At 54.8% G+C, this 16,647-nt stretch carries 16 protein-coding genes and 1 other RNA gene; 8 read left to right on the plus strand and 9 right to left on the minus strand.

The window, feature by feature from the left end; all coding sequences use genetic code 11:
- Window positions 1-95 precede the first annotated feature (95 nt).
- Together metX and metW are read left to right on the plus strand one after the other, a co-directional pair.
- The gene (metX, locus tag NMUL_RS01150; protein ID WP_011379583.1) at window positions 96-1,229 is read left to right on the plus strand and encodes a homoserine O-succinyltransferase MetX; all 1,134 of its coding nucleotides are present in this window, start codon (window positions 96-98) and stop codon (window positions 1,227-1,229) included.
- On the plus strand, window positions 1,226-1,846 hold the full coding sequence (metW, locus tag NMUL_RS01155; RefSeq protein ID WP_011379584.1) for a methionine biosynthesis protein MetW: 621 nt from the start codon (window positions 1,226-1,228) through the stop codon (window positions 1,844-1,846). Before metX ends, metW begins: the two co-directional genes overlap by 4 nt.
- Before the next feature lie 32 nt (window positions 1,847-1,878).
- Here metW and NMUL_RS01160 read toward each other — a convergent pair whose 3' ends face one another.
- Window positions 1,879-3,264: an AmpG family muropeptide MFS transporter gene (locus NMUL_RS01160; protein WP_011379585.1), complete on the minus strand. Its 1,386-nt coding sequence runs from the start codon at window positions 3,262-3,264 to the stop codon at window positions 1,879-1,881.
- A gap of 62 nt (window positions 3,265-3,326) precedes the next feature.
- Window positions 3,327-4,106 (minus strand): exodeoxyribonuclease III, encoded by a 780-nt coding sequence (locus tag NMUL_RS01165; protein ID WP_011379586.1) that lies wholly within the window; start codon window positions 4,104-4,106, stop codon window positions 3,327-3,329.
- A 23-nt stretch (window positions 4,107-4,129) separates the two neighbouring features.
- Here NMUL_RS01165 and pyrE point away from each other — a divergent pair, with 23 nt between their 5' ends.
- Window positions 4,130-4,816, plus strand: coding sequence for an orotate phosphoribosyltransferase (pyrE, locus tag NMUL_RS01170; RefSeq protein ID WP_011379587.1), 687 nt, complete (start codon window positions 4,130-4,132; stop codon window positions 4,814-4,816).
- 7 nt (window positions 4,817-4,823) lie between these two features.
- Here the strand turns inward: pyrE and NMUL_RS01175 are convergent, their stop codons facing one another.
- On the minus strand, window positions 4,824-5,297 hold the full coding sequence (locus NMUL_RS01175) for an LEA/WHy family protein (protein ID WP_011379588.1): 474 nt from the start codon (window positions 5,295-5,297) through the stop codon (window positions 4,824-4,826).
- 161 nt (window positions 5,298-5,458) lie between these two features.
- On the opposite strand from NMUL_RS01175, the gene rnpB reads away from it, so the two are divergent.
- Both rnpB and NMUL_RS01185 read left to right on the plus strand, forming a co-directional pair.
- Window positions 5,459-5,759, plus strand: an RNA gene (gene rnpB, locus NMUL_RS15085) — RNase P RNA component class A.
- A 237-nt stretch (window positions 5,760-5,996) separates the two neighbouring features.
- Window positions 5,997-6,593, plus strand: coding sequence for a hypothetical protein (locus tag NMUL_RS01185; RefSeq protein ID WP_011379589.1), 597 nt, complete (start codon window positions 5,997-5,999; stop codon window positions 6,591-6,593).
- 279 nt (window positions 6,594-6,872) lie between these two features.
- Here NMUL_RS01185 and spt read toward each other — a convergent pair whose 3' ends face one another.
- From spt to NMUL_RS01220, 6 genes are all read right to left on the minus strand, one after another.
- A complete protein-coding gene (gene spt, locus NMUL_RS01190; RefSeq protein WP_011379590.1) occupies window positions 6,873-8,060 on the minus strand; it encodes a serine palmitoyltransferase in 1,188 nt (395 codons plus the stop codon).
- Window positions 8,057-8,311, minus strand: a complete 255-nt coding sequence (locus NMUL_RS01195) for an acyl carrier protein (protein ID WP_011379591.1) — start codon at window positions 8,309-8,311, stop codon at window positions 8,057-8,059. The genes spt and NMUL_RS01195 overlap by 4 nt, the downstream gene beginning before the upstream one ends.
- Before the next feature lie 29 nt (window positions 8,312-8,340).
- On the minus strand, window positions 8,341-9,255 hold the full coding sequence (locus NMUL_RS01200) for an NAD-dependent epimerase/dehydratase family protein (protein ID WP_011379592.1): 915 nt from the start codon (window positions 9,253-9,255) through the stop codon (window positions 8,341-8,343).
- 7 nt (window positions 9,256-9,262) lie between these two features.
- Complete coding sequence (locus NMUL_RS01205; protein WP_011379593.1) at window positions 9,263-11,089, minus strand: fatty acyl-AMP ligase; 1,827 nt, start codon at window positions 11,087-11,089, stop codon at window positions 9,263-9,265.
- Window positions 11,090-11,782: 693 nt separating this feature from the next.
- Entirely contained in the window at window positions 11,783-12,127 is a 345-nt protein-coding gene (locus NMUL_RS01215; protein WP_011379594.1) for a SpoIIAA family protein, read from the minus strand.
- 102 nt (window positions 12,128-12,229) lie between these two features.
- Entirely contained in the window at window positions 12,230-13,327 is a 1,098-nt protein-coding gene (locus NMUL_RS01220) for an aromatic ring-hydroxylating oxygenase subunit alpha (RefSeq protein WP_011379595.1), read from the minus strand.
- 240 nt (window positions 13,328-13,567) lie between these two features.
- Between NMUL_RS01220 and NMUL_RS01225 the strand changes: the two genes are divergently transcribed.
- The 3 genes from NMUL_RS01225 to dxs are packed head-to-tail and all read left to right on the plus strand — an operon-like array spanning window position 13,568 to window position 16,609.
- Window positions 13,568-13,822 carry an exodeoxyribonuclease VII small subunit gene (locus NMUL_RS01225; protein ID WP_011379596.1) on the plus strand — a complete coding sequence of 85 codons (255 nt, stop codon included), beginning with the start codon at window positions 13,568-13,570 and terminating at the stop codon, window positions 13,820-13,822.
- On the plus strand, window positions 13,812-14,705 hold the full coding sequence (locus NMUL_RS01230; RefSeq protein WP_011379597.1) for a polyprenyl synthetase family protein: 894 nt from the start codon (window positions 13,812-13,814) through the stop codon (window positions 14,703-14,705). The genes NMUL_RS01225 and NMUL_RS01230 overlap by 11 nt, the downstream gene beginning before the upstream one ends.
- Before the next feature lie 59 nt (window positions 14,706-14,764).
- A complete protein-coding gene (gene dxs / locus NMUL_RS01235; protein WP_011379598.1) occupies window positions 14,765-16,609 on the plus strand; it encodes a 1-deoxy-D-xylulose-5-phosphate synthase in 1,845 nt (614 codons plus the stop codon).
- The last annotated feature ends 38 nt before the right edge of the window (window positions 16,610-16,647 follow it).

Below are 16,647 nucleotides of genomic sequence, written 5' to 3' on the forward strand. Positions count from 1 at the left end.
GGGGAATTCCTGCGCCTGCGTAAAACCGGTTTTAATTTTCTGGAGACCGGGCTCGGGAACGAACAAATAGTGACGTCAGCCTCCTGACCTTTTTTATGCTCATGCAAGATTCGAATTCATTCAGTACTGTTACTCCACAGGTGGCGCGTTTTGACACGCCTTTGCATTTGAAAAGCGGCGCGGTGCTCGACAGCTACGAGCTGGTGTACGAAACATACGGGGAGCTCAACGCGGCGCGGTCGAACGCCGTACTGGTATGCCACGCCCTTTCAGGGAATCATCATCTCGCAGGCCTTTACGACGATAACCCCAAGAGTGCCGGCTGGTGGAACAACATGATCGGGCCGGGCAAATCGATCGATACCCAGAAATTTTTCTTAATCGGGGTAAACAACCTGGGCGGTTGTCATGGATCCACCGGACCGGCGAGTATTGATGTCAGGACTGGAAAGTGTTACGGCCCGAATTTTCCGGTTGTGACAGTGGAAGACTGGGTTCAGACACAAGTCCGCCTTGCCGATTATCTGGGTATCGATCAGTTTGCCGCCGTGGCTGGCGGTAGTCTTGGCGGAATGCAGGCTTTGCAGTGGACACTTGATTTTCCCGAGAGGGTGCGCCACGCGCTGGTTATCGCCGCGGCTGCAAAGTTGACTGCGCAGAACATCGCATTCAACGATGTGGCACGCCAAGCTATCATTACCGATCCTGATTTCCATGGCGGCGACTATTATTCACACGGTGTCATTCCGCGGAGAGGATTACGCCTGGCGCGCATGCTGGGACATATCACCTACCTCTCGGACGACTCGATGGCGGCTAAATTCGGCCGGGAACTGCGGAATGGAGCGCTTGCCTTCGGTTACGACGTGGAGTTCGAAATAGAATCGTATCTTCGTTATCAGGGAGATAAATTCGCTAGCCAGTTCGATGCGAACACGTATCTGCTGATGACAAAGGCATTGGACTATTTTGATCCTGCCTTTCCGCACAACAACGACCTCAGCGCCGCATTCCGATTCGCCAGGGCTAATTTCCTGGTGCTGTCGTTTACTACCGACTGGCGTTTTTCCCCGGAGCGCTCGCGCGCCATCGTAAGGGCGCTGCTGGACAACGAACTGAACGTCAGTTATGCCGAAATTACATCCAGTCATGGCCACGACTCGTTCCTCATGGAGGATCGGCATTATCACAGGCTGGTGCGGGCTTACATGGATAACGTGGTCGTATGAAGAAATCCCTTGGCATGAATTCATCGCTTAATGCTGCCCGGCCCGATTTTGCCCTCATTGCAGCATGGGTCAAACCGGGGGCCAAGGTACTCGATCTGGGTTGCGGCGACGGCTCCCTCATCCGTTTTCTGCGGGACTCCCGTGGCTCGCGCGGCTACGGGGTGGAAATTGATGATGCTAATGTCCTGGCCTGCTTCAACAACGGGGTGAATGTGATCCAGAGCGACCTGGAGTCCGGCTTGCAGAGTTTTGAATCGGGGTCGTTTGACTACGTGGTGCTCTCGCAAACCCTGCAGGCTGTAAAAAATACCGAGAACATCATCAAGGAAATGCTCCGTGTAAGCAAGGAAGGCATCGTGTCATTCCCCAATTTCGGTTATTGGAAAAACCGTTTGCAGGTGCTTTCCGGTCATATGCCGGTTTCCGAAGCACTACCCTATCAATGGTTCGATACTCCCAATATTCATAACTGCACGCTGGGTGATTTCGAGGAATTCTGCGGCCAGCACGGCGCACGCATTCTCGAACGCAGGGTAATGAGCGGAAACCGCCAGATCACTTTCATGCCCAACTTGCTGGGAATGTTAGCCTTTTACCGGTTCGAACAGCAGAAATAGGTACTTCGTGAAAGCTGTTTTCCGGAAAAGCTTCAATTCTCCGGAGATTCTGCACGCTTGAATCTTGCACGTCCCGCCAGCCAGACCAGAACCAGCACCGGCAGGCCGAGCAGCGCCGTGCCGGTAAAGAAGCTGGCATAACCGTAAGCATCCACGAAGTCTCCGCTGAATCCGGCGATAAATTTCGGCAATAGCAGCATCACTGAGCTGAACAGGGCGTATTGGGTAGCGGAATAGGCGGAATTGGTCAGCCCGGAAAGATAAGCGATAAAAGCGGAGGATGCTATGCCGGCGGAGAGATTGTCCGCCGATACGGTGAAGATCAGGCCGGTCAAGTCATGCCCGCGCGCCGCCAGCCAGACAAACAGCAGATTGGTGGTCGCGGACAAAATCGCTCCCAGAAACAGTGTGCGCATGATGCCGATTTTTGCTGTCAGAACGCCACCCAGCGCTGCGCCCGCGATAGTCATGAGGACGCCATAGACCTTGGAAACCGTCGCCACCTCATCTTTCGTATACCCCATGTCGACGTAGAAAGGGTTGCTCATGACGCCCATTACCACGTCGGAAATGCGGTAGACCGCGATCAGGGCGAGAATCAGCAGGGCCTGCCCCCCATAGCGGACAATAAAGTCTCGGAAGGGGGCGATCACGGCTCCATACAGCCAGGCCAGCATCTGCTTGAGTGCCGCGCTGATCCGCCAATGCGCAATGGCGGCTCGCGCGCGATCTTCATTTTCTGAAATCAGGCGGGTGAAAGGAACCTCCGGCTCGCGGATGATGAGGGTAGTGATGATCCCCACCGACATGCAGGCGGCCATGCTCAGGTAAGCGATACGCCAGGTCGCGTAGTCGTAGATATCCGCTGATGAGCCTGCGGCGGCGGCTATCCACAGCGCGCCGGCGGAAGCCAGAATCATTGCCAGCCGATACCCTGCTTGGTAGGTCGCGGCCATTGCCCCCTGGAGCCTGGGTGCCACCGCCTCGATCCGGTATGCATCCAGGGCAATATCCTGGGTTGCGGAGGCGAAGGCCGCCGCCAGGGCAAAAAAGACTGTATGCGAAAGGTTTCGGAGTGGATCGGTAAGCGCGATGCCGATGAGGGCAAGCGCGATAACGATTTGTGACAATAAAAGCCATGCGCGGCGCCGGCCCAGCCATTGTGTCAGTAATGGCAAAGGCAGGCGATCCACGAGTGGGGACCACATCCATTTGAAGCCGTAAGCCAGCCCGATCCAGCTCAGATGGCCGATGGTGGAACGGTCGATTCCCGCTTCCCGCAGCCAGAAGGAAAGCGTGCCCATCACCAGGAGCAGGGGCAATCCCGCCGAGAAGCCGAGAGACAGCATTCCCAGCACGCGGGGGTGGGTATAGATGCGAAAAGCGTGCAGCCAGCTCGAAAGGGTAGCTGGCATCATTCTGGGGCAGTCATTCTGACGGGATTTCCGGCATTATCAGTGGTTCGCGGCAAGGCGTCGGATCAGGCGGATAAGCTGTAATCGTAATCAATGATCAGCGGGGAATGATCGGAGAAACGCTCGGTCTTGTAAATCGAAACCGCGTTGGCCTTGCCCGCGATCCCGGGGGTGGCGATCTGATAATCGATGCGCCAGCCGACGTTCTTCGCCCAGGCCTGCCCGCGGTTGGACCACCAGGTATACTGGTCCGGCTCCGGATTTATCCGGCGGAAGACATCAACGAATCCAAGCTCCTGAAACACATCGGTGAGCCAGGCGCGCTCCTGTGGCAGGAAGCCGGAATTCTTCTGATTGGAACGCCAATTCCTGAGATCGATTTCCTTGTGGGCGATGTTCCAGTCTCCGCACAAAATAATCTCGCTGCCGCATGCTGCCAGTTTCTCCAGCATGGGAAAAAATTGCTCCATGAAGAAATATTTGACGGCCTGCCGATGTTCACCCGCCGAACCGGACGGAAAATAGATCGAGATGATGCTCAACTGCCCGAAATCGACGCGCAGGTAACGCCCCTCCGCATCGATCTCCGGTACACCGAGGCCCTCGGTCACGCCCCCCGGTTTCTGGCGTGTGTAAATGCCCACTCCGCTATATCCTCTTTTTTCAGCGCAGTGGAAGTAGCCGTGGTAGCCATCGGGGGAGACCACTTCTCCGGTAATATCGCCCACCTGAGCCTTGAGTTCCTGTACGCAGACGATATCCGCATCCTGCAAAGGCAGCCATCGGAAAAAACCCTTGTTGGCAGCAGAGCGTATTCCGTTGAGGTTAAGCGTTATAATTCGCACGTCGATTTCCCGAAGCCATTATCATGTCCGATTTTCGAAAGGAGTTCATCGAGTTCGCCATCGGCCGGAATGTTCTGTGCTTTGGCGAATTCCAAACCAAAGCAGGACGTATTTCGCCGTATTTTTTTAATGCGGGACTGTTCAACGATGGGGAATCTCTCGGAAAGCTGGGGCAATTTTACGCCAAAGCCATCCTTGCTGCCCAGCTTCCGTTTGACATGCTTTTCGGTCCCGCCTATAAGGGCATTCCACTCGTAAGTTCCATTGCCATCGCCCTGGCCGACGGGGGCAACAACTACCCCTTCTGTTTCAACCGCAAAGAGGCGAAAGACCACGGAGAAGGAGGAAATCTCGTGGGCGCTCCTCTCGCCGGGCGGGTGCTGATCGTGGATGATGTGATTTCCGCCGGCACATCGGTGCGGGAATCGGTCGAGTATATTCATGCCGCAGGTGCCACCCCCGCAGGGGTGGCCATCGCCCTGGACCGCATGGAGCGGGGCAAAGGCGAGCTTTCCGCCGTGCAGGAAGTGCGCTGCATGTATGGAATTCCCGTCACGAGCATCGTCAATCTGGAAAACATTGTCGATTACCTGCGTGAGCAGGGGAATCTGGCGCATCACCTGCCGGCTGTGGAGGAATATCGCGCCCGGTATTCCTCCAGAATGGTAGAACCGATTGAATGCGGAGGCGGCACTCCACGCGCGGGCTGAGGGTTTTTTACCGGGCCCCCTCCGCCGGCAGGGCGGGGAGTGTGATTTCACCCTTTACATCAAAATGGCGGCCGATGGCAAAGCCCGGCGCACCCAGCTGGCCCCGCAATTCGTAATCGGTCTTTCGGTGATCCCCCGCAGTCAGACGGAATGCATGACGAATGATAGCGGTGGCAGGAACCGTTACCGGAACAATGATGACCGTTTCGCCAAAGCGGGGAATCGTGCCCTGCTGATCGCTTACTCCGCTGGCAAACCTCATTCCACGCACATCCAGGTCGAGCGCAACGCCATCATAGTCCAGCGGAACCGCGCCATGGTTCTGGATTCTCAGGCTGACTGCAAAGCGCGCTTCCATGCCTTTTCCTTCAAGAGGCTCAAGCCCGGCCACGGAGATTCGCAACGGCTCCTGCGGCCTGAGACCCGCACACGCGGAAAGGCAAAAAATCAGGGCTGATATGACCAGTACGCTTCGTCTCATGGTTCCACCCGTTTGGCAACGGGAAGATCATACCGAATATTTCATTTTGCGAGTTCACTGCCTGCACGCATTTTTATTCTGTTGAGCGTGCTCATCGGAGATTGGAGACAGGGGAAGGGGGAGGTTTGCGGTGCATACGGGCTTTAGGCTATCATTGCACCGAAGCTGGCCAGACAGTCGCTGCCTGTCCTCGGTGACGAGTGCAGGGAGAGGAAAGTCCGGGCTCCGCAGAGCAGGATGCCGGTTAACGGCCGGCCGCCGTAAGGTGAGGAACAGGGCCACAGAGACGAGCGTATTAAGTTACGGTGAAACGCGGTAACCTCCATCCGGAGCAAGACCAAATAGGCAGGCGATGATGCTGCTCGCTGAGCCTGCGGGTAGGTTGCTTGAGCGTGCGGGTGACTGCACGCCTAGAGGAATGACTGTCCTTGACAGAACCCGGCTTATCGGCCAGCTTCTTTCCTCAATTTCTGATAGTTCTCACTCCATGAAGGCGAAAGCGACGACCCGCCGATTGGAGGTTCCCTGCATGTTCCAGGTAGCAGAAAACAGCAAAAATATCTCCCTCGCCATCCTTCCGCAGCTTGTTATGTGAACATTCTCTGTTTCCTTTTCCGGACAGGTTTGTTATACAATCGGCGATTGCTCCCGCTTGCGCGGGGCGTCAGATTAAATTGCGGACACAAAACCGGAGATATTATGAAGAAAATTTTTGAGTGGGCTGCCGGGCTGGCAGGGGCTATGATGATAGCTCTCGTCGTTGTTCCCGCCCATGCACAACTCATGCTTGCGCATGAAGGCCACCATTCAGGCGATTGTGCCATCAAATCGGGCGCCTTTCCTGTATCCTTCAGCGCCTATGAGAAGCCCAAGGGCGAGCTTCCGCCCACTCATGCCTATTGCGACCATGTTCCCGAAACCGGGGAGTTGTATTTCACCGTGGACCTGACCGATCCCGAATCCCGCGAAATTCCCATCGCGATGCGCCTGGTAATGGAAGGGCATGGAGAGGGGGGGCATGAAATCATGTCGATACCTGCCAAACCCTACCCTTCCGGAAGCATTACGTTTACCGTAAACCTGGAAGAACTGGGGCAGTACGCGTTGCTGCTGGAAACCGAGAAGGACGGTAAGATGACTCCCGCGGTACGCATTCCCGTACATGTAGGGGGAGGTGGCGGCCATGATGGACACGGCGGGGGTATCGGCATGACAGAGATTGCACTGATAGTGGGTGTGGCTGGCGTAGCAGCCTTCTTTCTGCTGCGTCGGCGGACGAGCGCCAAAATGTCCTGAGCAGGCGGAATCAGCGAGCGCTATTCAATCCACGATCCGCGAAATTAAAAGCACACTTCCGCGGATCCTCCTGAAAGAGCGGCGACGGGTTTTTAAGGGATTATCTATTTTCCCTTCTTGACCTCGGCGCCGTTTTTTTATTCATCATCGGGCCTATTCCGGATCTTACAGCCTACTCGGGTGATTAACGTGGGGGGCGGTGTAAGGTAGGATAGTAAGGACGAGATCTTCCTTTCAGGCCGGCTTTCAATGCGAATGCGCCTGAAAAACGAAAGGTCCTTACTGGAAAATAGTCTCGCGCAACATGGCGAAAGTTTTGCCGACATGATCCATCTGCTCGCTGGTATGAACGGCACTTACACTGCAACGCACCAGCGAATTGCCCTCCGGCGTTGCGGGCGGCAAGACCAGATTCACATAGATACCCTGTTCAAGCAGTCCTTTCCACAGTGCCAGCGCCTGTTGCGGCGTTTCAAGGATTGTTGCGATAACAGGGCTGGGTTCCGGTCCCAGGCGATAACCCAGTTCCTTGAGTTGCGAGTAGAGCTGGTGCACATTCTTCCAGAGCTGTCGGCGTAATTCGACCCCCTCCCTCAGCAGCTTGAGAGCTGCACGGGTTGAGGCGATGGTGGCAGGCGTAGGCGACGCAGTGAAAATATAAGGCCGGCTCACATAGCGCAACTGATCCAGTTGCGGATGATTGCTCACACAGTAGCCGCCGATCCCCCCCAAGCTTTTACTGAAGGTGCCTGTGATGAAGTCTACTCTATCGAGGAGGCCTGTTTCTTCTACCAGACCCTGTCCGGTCTCACCCAGTACCCCCAGGGAATGCGCTTCATCAAGAAGAAGCGTGCTGTTATACGCATCCTTTACCTTGACGATATCCGCCAGCGGCGCGCGGTCTCCCAGCATACTGTAGATGCCCTCGGCAATGATGAGGGTGGAGCGCGATCTTTCTCCCAGGCGGCGGAGACGCTTCTCCAGATCGGCCGCATCGTTGTGTCTGAAGCGGATTATTTCGGCGCCGCTCAAACGGCAACCATCGTAGATGCTTGCGTGGGAATCGCCATCGATAAGAACGATGTCGCCGGCCCCGGCCAGCCCTGAGATGGTTGCAAGGTTGGCCTGATATCCCGTGGTAAATACGATGCAGGACCCGCATTGATAAAACTCGGCAAACTCGCGCTCGAGGGCACGATGGCCGCTGTAACTGCCATTGGCCATGCGCGAGCCGGTTGTACCCGTGCCTTCATTGTGAATCGCTTCCTGCGCTGCGTCCCGGCATTCCTGAGCGAAGGTAAGGCCCAGATAATTATTTGTTCCCAGAAACAATATCCGGTGATCCCCGATCCTGGCCTCGGTCGAGGAATAAACTTCTTCTATGGGTGTTCCAAAAACCTCAACACCCTCAGGCAGCAGGGCTTTTCTCGCTGCCGCCACGGCATCCAGTTTATCTAGCAAACTCATTGTTTTTGAGACTTTATTCGGTAGATCAAGTTGGCGAGCTCATGAACGGTCTGTACATCCGCAAGAGCATTGATCGGTACGGAAATGTCGAACTCGTCCTCGATTTCCATGATCAGGTTCAGCAATTTTACAGAATCGATTGCCAGCTCGTTAATAAGATCGCTCTGCGGTGTGATTTCCACCTCTGGACCGGCAAGCTGCTCAAGGTGATGGCAAAGTTTTTGCAGAACGTCGTTATAATCGTTCAACATCTGGATTCAAAATGATTCGGTGATTGAAATTAGACTGCTTGTGGTAAAGCGTCGCGAAGGTGGATGCAGGGTCGCCACCCTGGGAGTGCCCGAGTCAGGGGATCAATATCACAAACCCAGTCGGGGTGGCGCAATTCTCTCACTTTTCCCGGGGTCAGCATAGGTGAATAGCTTAGCATTCTGGCAGACCACAAGTTGATATTTGCGATCAATGAAACCAGTGGTGCGGGGAAAAAGACGCAGCGTACAGGGCGTTTCCACACTTCCTGTGCAATAGTGGCTACCGCCTGGCTGTCGTAACCTCCCGGCATACCGTCATCAAGCTCGTAGGTACCTTGTACAGGCACCGCAGTCGAAAGCCAGCAGGTGATTGCCGCTACCAGATCGGCGACATGCAGTAGTCCAAACCGCATCTCAGGTTGCCCCACCATTGGCAAGATACCGCGGCGCGTTATCCTGAACAGCGGGCTCATTTCCTTATCTCCGGGACCATAAACAGCCGTTGGACGAAAAATGGCACAGGCCATACCCGCCGAGCGCTCGTCTATCAGACGTTCAGCCATGTGCTTGCTCGTGGCGTACCAGGAAAGCTCGGGTTGCCGGGCGGCCAGAGAAGAAACCAGCAGGAAACGTGGAGGCGGGTTTTGTTCCAGAGAAGCCTGCATCAGGTTGGCCGTGCCTTCCACATTGGTACGGACAAAGCTCTCGAGAGAGCTTCCCCGAACCTGACCTGCGCAATGCACAACGGCCGAGACACCTGTTACGAGTTTTCGCAATGCATCGCGGTCATGTAAATCGCCTTCTATCCATTGCGTGGACTCGTCATCGACGCGCGCACGTCTTGTCAGAGCCCTGACTTTCCATCCTTCCTTTATCAGGGACTGCAGCAGAGCATTTCCGATAAAGCCAGTGGCGCCGGTAACGGCAACCCAGGACTCCGACATACCCCGATTATTTGTCCCCGGATTCGGCAGACAACTGGTCTGTCATCTGCGTTCGCTGGATAAAGCCCTGGCGGGCCGCAAAACGGGACAGTTTTCCAGAGGAAGTACGCGGCAGGGTGTGCGGTGGAACCAGTTCCACCAGACAATTCACGCCAAACGCCATGTAGACCAGACGTTGCAGACGGCTGGTAAGGGACTGGCGATCCGTTATCGAGGTAAGTCGGCATTCGATGACCAGGACAATGGTCGTGACGTCATTGGCGTCAGTAATGCCGAAGGCGGACGCTTCGCGCGTTCTCACTTCAGGTTGCTGTTCGGCAAGCTCCTCGATATCCTGCGCGCGGATGTTACGCCCATTGACGATGATTACATCGGTGCGGCGCCCGGTGATGTAAAGATCCCCTTCGAAGAGGAACCCCAGATCACCGGTATCCAGCCAGTTTCCGGGTTTGAGTGTTTTGCCGGTATCTTCCGGATTGTTGAAATAACCTGTCATGATACTGCTGCCCTGCACGAGTACGCTGCCTACTCGCAAATCCGGGAGTTGCTGGCCGGCCTCGTCGATCACTTTGACGATATGTCCCGGCAAGGCGCGGCCGCAATTGACAAATTCACTATACTTCCGGCCTTCCACCTGTAACCGTACCGCCATTTTCCTGTCAACGAGGGTTGCCGCGTCGACGCGCAAACTCTGAAAACCTTGGCCAACTTCGGAGAAGGTAACGGCGAGCGTCGATTCAGCCAGCCCGTAGCAGGGGAGGAATGCGCGCGCGTCAAAACCGGCAGGCGCAAATTTTTCCGCAAAATTCCTCAAAGTGTCCGGACGGATCATTTCCGCGCCGACTCCCGCTGCACGCCAACTGCTGAGGTCAAGATCTTCCAAGTCGGAATCGCGCACGCGAAGCGTGCAGAGCTTGAGTCCAAAAGGTTGGCTGAATGCGACGGTAGCGCGATTTCTGCTGATCAGCCGCAGCCATTGCAGCGGCCTGATTGCAAAATCACGGGTAGCCAGATAATCAACGGAAACTTGCGCCACCATGGGGGCCATTACCATGCCAACCAAGCCCATGTCATGATAAAACGGCAACCAGGATGCGCAGCGGTCTCCTGCCCGGATATTCAGACCGTGACGGACAATGCCCTGAAGGTTGCTCATTAGTGCACCTTCGGTAATTACTACTCCACGGGGCATGCGCGTGCTTCCCGAAGTAAATTGCAGATATGCGATTTCATCCGGACTATTTGGCGCAAGCTCGGTGATCGACGCCGGCAGTTCCCCGAGTTGCTCCGGCGTTCCCACCCAACGCAGATATTGGGACCCCTCGGCCGCTTCTTTCAAGAAATCGACATAGTCGGCGTTCGCCAGAGCGGCGCTTGCCTGGCCCGCTTCCAGCATTCCGCGCAACTGCCGAACATAAACCGCATGGCTGCCGAGGTTGACAGGAACAGGCATTGCATAAGGTACCAGCCCTGCATAGCGGCATGCATAAAAGATCTCCACGAACTCCGGCGTCGTGTCGGCAATAATCGCAACACGGTCTCCTCTCGCCAACCCAAGCCGCAGCAACTGCCGCGCCGCTGTTTGGGCATTTTGCCTTAATGCCTGATAGGGAAGAACAGAGCGGAGATTACCCTTGGCATCGTAAAAGTTATATCCGGCTGTACCTGCCGCCGCATACTCGAGCGCAGCGATCAAGGTGTCGAAGTCGGCTAATCTCTGAGCTTGAGTGTTGTAGGTGGGTGTGGGGATCGCAGCTGCCGGCTGCTCGCTTGATAATTGAGGGTTAAACGCTTGCGTCAGCGGAGCGTTCAACTTTGCTATTGTTGAACTCAAGGTCTTCCCCTCCAAGTTAATCGTACTAGTCATCTTTTTATAATATAAAGGATTCCAGTCGGGCAATCGTGTTTTTGGCCATCATCCGCTGTCGCGTCGTCCGAGTTCGAGATGCTGCTTGAAAATATCGGCCTTACCTGGCTCCCGGTAAAGGCAGTAGCTCCAAAAACAAAAAATAAATGCGTTAATCTGTGAAATCAACGAACCTTCTTATACTCAGCTCTTATTATCGTAATAGAACAGCTTTATCATGCACTTCCGGCATTACCGGAGCATGCTCCTTCACGCGCAAGGGGCTGTCTCTAACACGCGGTCCGCTTTCGATTATTTACAGAATAGGCGATAAGCTCCATTCTGTACGAGTTGGCAGACGATATAAAGAGGTTTTGGAGAATGGAAGGGAAATGTGTGTCTTTTTTGCAACACTTGCCGGAATCGGACCCTTCAGCTTCGCGTTAGATCTGATCTCAATCTCTTTCGCAGCCGGACGGCATTTTACAGGATCCAGCTATCGATGGATCAACTCTTCTTTTATTTTCGAGGCGGATTATTGCAAGCCCCGGCGCGGTCTTGCGGAATCACTATACGCAAGGAATCTATACGGAATCCTGGGAAAATTCCTCGCCTGGAATGGGTCTTCCCGCTGATTTCAAGTGCAAAGCTGGATTTACGCTCGCTCAGTAGCGGGTCGACTCATCCTTCGAGCCATGTCTTTGCTGCGGCATAATCCCGGAATACCCGTATGTCGGCATCGACAAATAGATTGGATACCCAGGCCGCCCAGGCGCGCCACTGGTTTTCAGTAATTATCGCGATGCGGTTGAATTCGCTGCCGTGTTCTCGCACGAATTTGATGTCCTCCCAAGCGACATCGATGGTGTAGCTCAGCATATCCCGCCAATCGAACAATACATTCACCTTGCCCTCGCGGCCAGCCTTGCGGAGGACCTTGTCCTCGAATTCTTGGTAATCGGCCAAGGTGAATTCGCCGAAAACAGCGATACTGATCAGATTTTCCGTTTCCTCAATGGTTATCATGTCTTACCCACAATATAAAATTGCGCGGCCAGAGAAAAATCCGTCCAAAAAATTCGGGCTATCGAAGAAAAATCCGCCCAGCAAGAGGATATCACTTATTGCTCAGATGTGCGGTTCAATTTCTCGCCGCAGAAACTTGTGGAAGTGCACCATGCCATCTTCCATCGGCGATTGGTACGGTCCGACCTCGCTCACGCCTTGTTTGTACAGCGCACGGCGCCCTTCCGTCATCAGCCTGCAGATTTCATCATCCTCGGCAGCGGTTTCGCGATAGGCGGCCTGTTCTGCTTCAATGAATTCACGCTCAAACAAAGCGATATCTTCAGGATAATAGAACTCCACCACATTGGTGCAACGCTCTGTTCCGGTAGGAAGCACCGTGCTGACGACCAATACATGGGGATACCATTCCATCATGACATTGGGATAATACAGCATCCAGATTGCGCCATGCCTCGGTATTTCGCCCGCTGTCTGCAGCAACAGTTGCTCGTGCCATTTTGCATAGACGGGCGTTCCCGGACGGGTCAGGGCGTTATTGATCCCCACAGTCTGCACGTTGTACCACTCCCCGAACTCCCATTCCAGCGCAGCCGTGTCAACAAAGTTGCCCAGGCCCGGATGGTATGGCTCGACGTGGTAGTCCTCCAGATAAACTTCTATGAAGGTTTTCCAGTTGCAGGCGTATTCATCTATCTGGAGGCGTTCCAGCACATGGCCCGAGAAGTCGAAATTCTTCAGGACTTGCAAGTTGCCCAGATCGCGGGCAACATTCCGCCTGCCTTGAAACAGGAGTCCGTTCCAGTTCTGCAAAGGTGAATTGGAAAGATTGAGGCAAGGGTTTTCGGGGAAATGGGGCGCCCCGAGCAACGTGCCCTTCAAGTCATACGTCCAGCGATGCACCGGGCAAACGATGTTTCTGGTGTTGCCACTCCCTTTGAGCAGCAGTGACTGCCTGTGGCGGCAGACGTTGGACAGCAGCTCGATACCATCCTTATTACGCACCAGCATTTTCGCGTTATCCATCCATTCGGGCACATAATAGTCACCAATGTTGGGCACCATGATCTCATGACCGACATAGCCCGGTCCCTGGTCGAAAAGAATGCGTTTTTCCAGTTCAAGGATTTGAGAGTCGAGATACCAGTCAACCGGCAGTTGCGTTGGAGCCAATTGGCAAACATCAATCAGATCGACCATATGCTACTTTTCACCTTTCAAATAAAGATGGCTGGATTATCAAAACCAGGAACGGCAGGAAAGATCAGGAAGAGAATGAGCATGCTCACCTGCTCTCATGCCCTTGCCCTGAAACGCTTATAATCCGACTAAGAAACTTCTTTCGTGGGAAAGTTTCGTGTATTTAATTGACCTGACACCACTTATTGCGTTATTTTTGCCGTTTGCCCGCGATACACCCATTCTGACAGCGTGTTTATCATGACAAAGCCCGTCGACCCCGTCAAATTTTCCCCTCCGGAAGGTTTTGAAGCTGCGCTGGCTGAGCTGGAAAGCATCGTTCTGGAAATGGAAGCAGGGCAGATGCCGCTTGAAGAATCCCTCGAAGCTCACAAACGTGGGACGGAATTGCTACAATATTGCCACTCCAAGTTGCAGGATGCTCAGCAGCAGGTACGCCTCCTTGAAGCCAACACACTGAAAAATTTCTCCCCTTCCGGTATTGATGACCGCTGATTTCCAGGATTGGGCGAGAAGCCACCAGGTACGCATCGAAAATTCCCTGCAGACCCTGCTTCCCGCCGCAGACGTCGCGCCTGAGCGCTTGCATGAAGCGATGCGCTACACCGTTCTGGGTGGGGGCAAGCGCGTCCGGCCTTTACTCGCTTTTGCAGCCGGCGAACTGAACAAGGCGAATGAGGAGAGGGTAACGATTGCTGCTATCGCAGTGGAACTCATTCATGTCTATTCACTCGTGCACGACGATTTGCCCTGCATGGATGACGATGTATTGCGCCGGGGCAAGCCCACCTGCCATATCGAATATGGGGAAGCAATAGCGCTATTGACGGGTGACAGCTTGCAGAGCCTCGCTTTTCAGTTGCTGGCCGAATATTCCCTGGCCGACACCCCGAAGATGCAACTTGAAATGATCAGGCGCCTGGCGCAAGCGGCGGGTTCGCGCGGCATGGCGGGAGGGCAGGCTGTCGATCTTGCCAGCGTGGGCAGGACACTAAGCCTCCCCGAACTGGAATTCATGCATATTCACAAGACAGGCGCACTTATTCGAGCCGCGGTAATGCTGGGTGCCTATTGTGGGAGCAGGTTGGACGAAGCCCAGTTGGCAGCCCTTGATCATTTTGCCAAATGCATCGGTCTTGCATTTCAAGTTGTCGACGACGTTCTCGACGCCGAGGCAACCACTGCCGCCCTCGGCAAGACTGCCGGCAAGGATGCCGAAAACAATAAGCCTACCTATGTGAGTATTCTGGGGAGCAAACGGGCCCGTGAACTCGCGGAGGAGTTGCGGCGGGAAGCCTATGCATCCCTGGAGATGTTTGAGGCAGCTGCGGGGCGGTTGAGGCAGGTAACCGACTTTATCATTCACCGGGAATTTTGAAGAATTTTGACGACCAGCGTGTTTCCCGGAAAAAGGATTTTGTAATTTTCAAGGTTTAAATGCACCCATTGCTCAATACCATTACCGATCCTGTCAAGCTGCGGGCACTGGACCGCAAGTTGCTGCCACAGCTTGCAGACGAGTTACGCCAATTCCTGGTTGAATCGGTAGCCAAAACTGGCGGTCATCTATCCTCCAATCTGGGTACGGTCGAACTGACCATCGCGCTGCACTACGTTTTCAATACACCCTATGACCGCCTGGTCTGGGATGTGGGCCACCAGACTTATGTCCATAAAATTCTGACGGGACGGCGCGAAGGCATGAGCAAATTGCGCATGCGCGGCGGTATCGCCGGCTTTCCCCGCCGGGATGAAAGTGAATATGACGCTTTCGGCACCGCTCACTCGAGTACCTCCATCAGCGCCGCGCTCGGGATGGCAGTAGCGTCGCAGTGGGAAGGCAAGAAGCGGTCCGTAGTCGCGGTGATCGGTGATGGCGCGATGAGTGCCGGCATGGCGTTCGAGGCTTTGAATAATGCCGGCGCCATGGATACCAACCTGCTGGTCATTCTGAACGACAACGATATGTCGATTTCCCGGCCAGTGGGAGCGCTCAACAATTATCTGGCGCGGCTCATGTCCGGCCAGTTTTATGCAACCGCGCGGCGCGCGGGCGAGAAAATGCTGGGGGTGGTTCCACACGTGCTGGAACTTGCCAAGCGTGCCGAGGAGCATGTAAAAGGCATGGTGACGCCAAGCACGCTGTTTGAAGAGTTCGGTTTCAATTATATCGGGCCTATTGATGGCCATGATCTTGACGTGCTTGTCAGCACGCTCAACAACATCCGGAATCTTCGCGGTCCCCAGTTTCTGCACGTGGTAACCCGTAAAGGGGCGGGGTACAAGGCGGCGGAAGATGACCCGATTCTTTATCACGGCGTGACCAGGTTCAATCCCGACGCGGGCATCATTCCCAAGGCTTCAGTCAAGCCGTCCTATACCCAGGTTTTCGGGGATTGGCTGTGTGACATGGCGGCATTGGACCAGCGTCTGGTAGGGATTACTCCGGCCATGCGAGAGGGATCGGGTATGGTGAGATTTTCCCACGAATATGCCGATCGTTATTTTGACGTGGGTATCGCCGAGCAGCATGCCGTCACCTTTGCAGCCGGGCTCGCGTGCGATGGGTTGAAGCCGGTGGTGGCGATCTATTCGACATTTCTCCAGCGCGCATATGACCAGCTGATTCATGATGTCGCCATTCAGAATCTTCCTGTCGTGTTTGCCATAGACCGTGCCGGACTGGTGGGAGCAGACGGACCTACCCATGCGGGGAGTTTCGATCTGACTTACCTGCGCTGTATTCCGAACATTACCGTAATGGCTCCTTCGGATGAGAACGAATGTCGCCAGATGCTGTACACCGCTTTTCAGATGAATACCCCCGCTGCTGTGCGCTATCCCCGAGGTTCAGGTAGCGGGGTGGCTCAGCAGAAAGAGATGCAGATGCTGCCGCTCGGGCGAGGTGAAATACGGCGGGAGGGAGCGGAAATTGCATTGCTCGCGTTCGGCAGCATGCTCCAGCCTTGCCTTGAGGCAGCGGAAGAATTGAATGCGACAGTCGCCAATATGCGTTTTGTCAAACCCCTGGACGATGATCTCGTTGCATCGCTGGCGGCCAATCACGAATTGCTCGTTACGGTGGAGGAAAACACTGTCATGGGTGGCGCAGGCAGCGCGGTTCTGGAATCACTATCTGCCCGAGGTCGTACAGTTCCGGTATTGCAGCTGGGTCTGCCGGACACTTTCCTCGACCAGGGCGACCCTTCTCAGATGTTGAGCGAGTGCGGGCTGGATAGGGAAGGGATCGTACACGCCATAAGAGCGAGATTCCCGAAGTAAACCGCCCGCTTTTGCATCGCATGCCTTTGATATGCGAT

Source organism: Nitrosospira multiformis ATCC 25196 (assembly GCF_000196355.1).
Lineage (GTDB): Bacteria > Pseudomonadota > Gammaproteobacteria > Burkholderiales > Nitrosomonadaceae > Nitrosospira > Nitrosospira multiformis.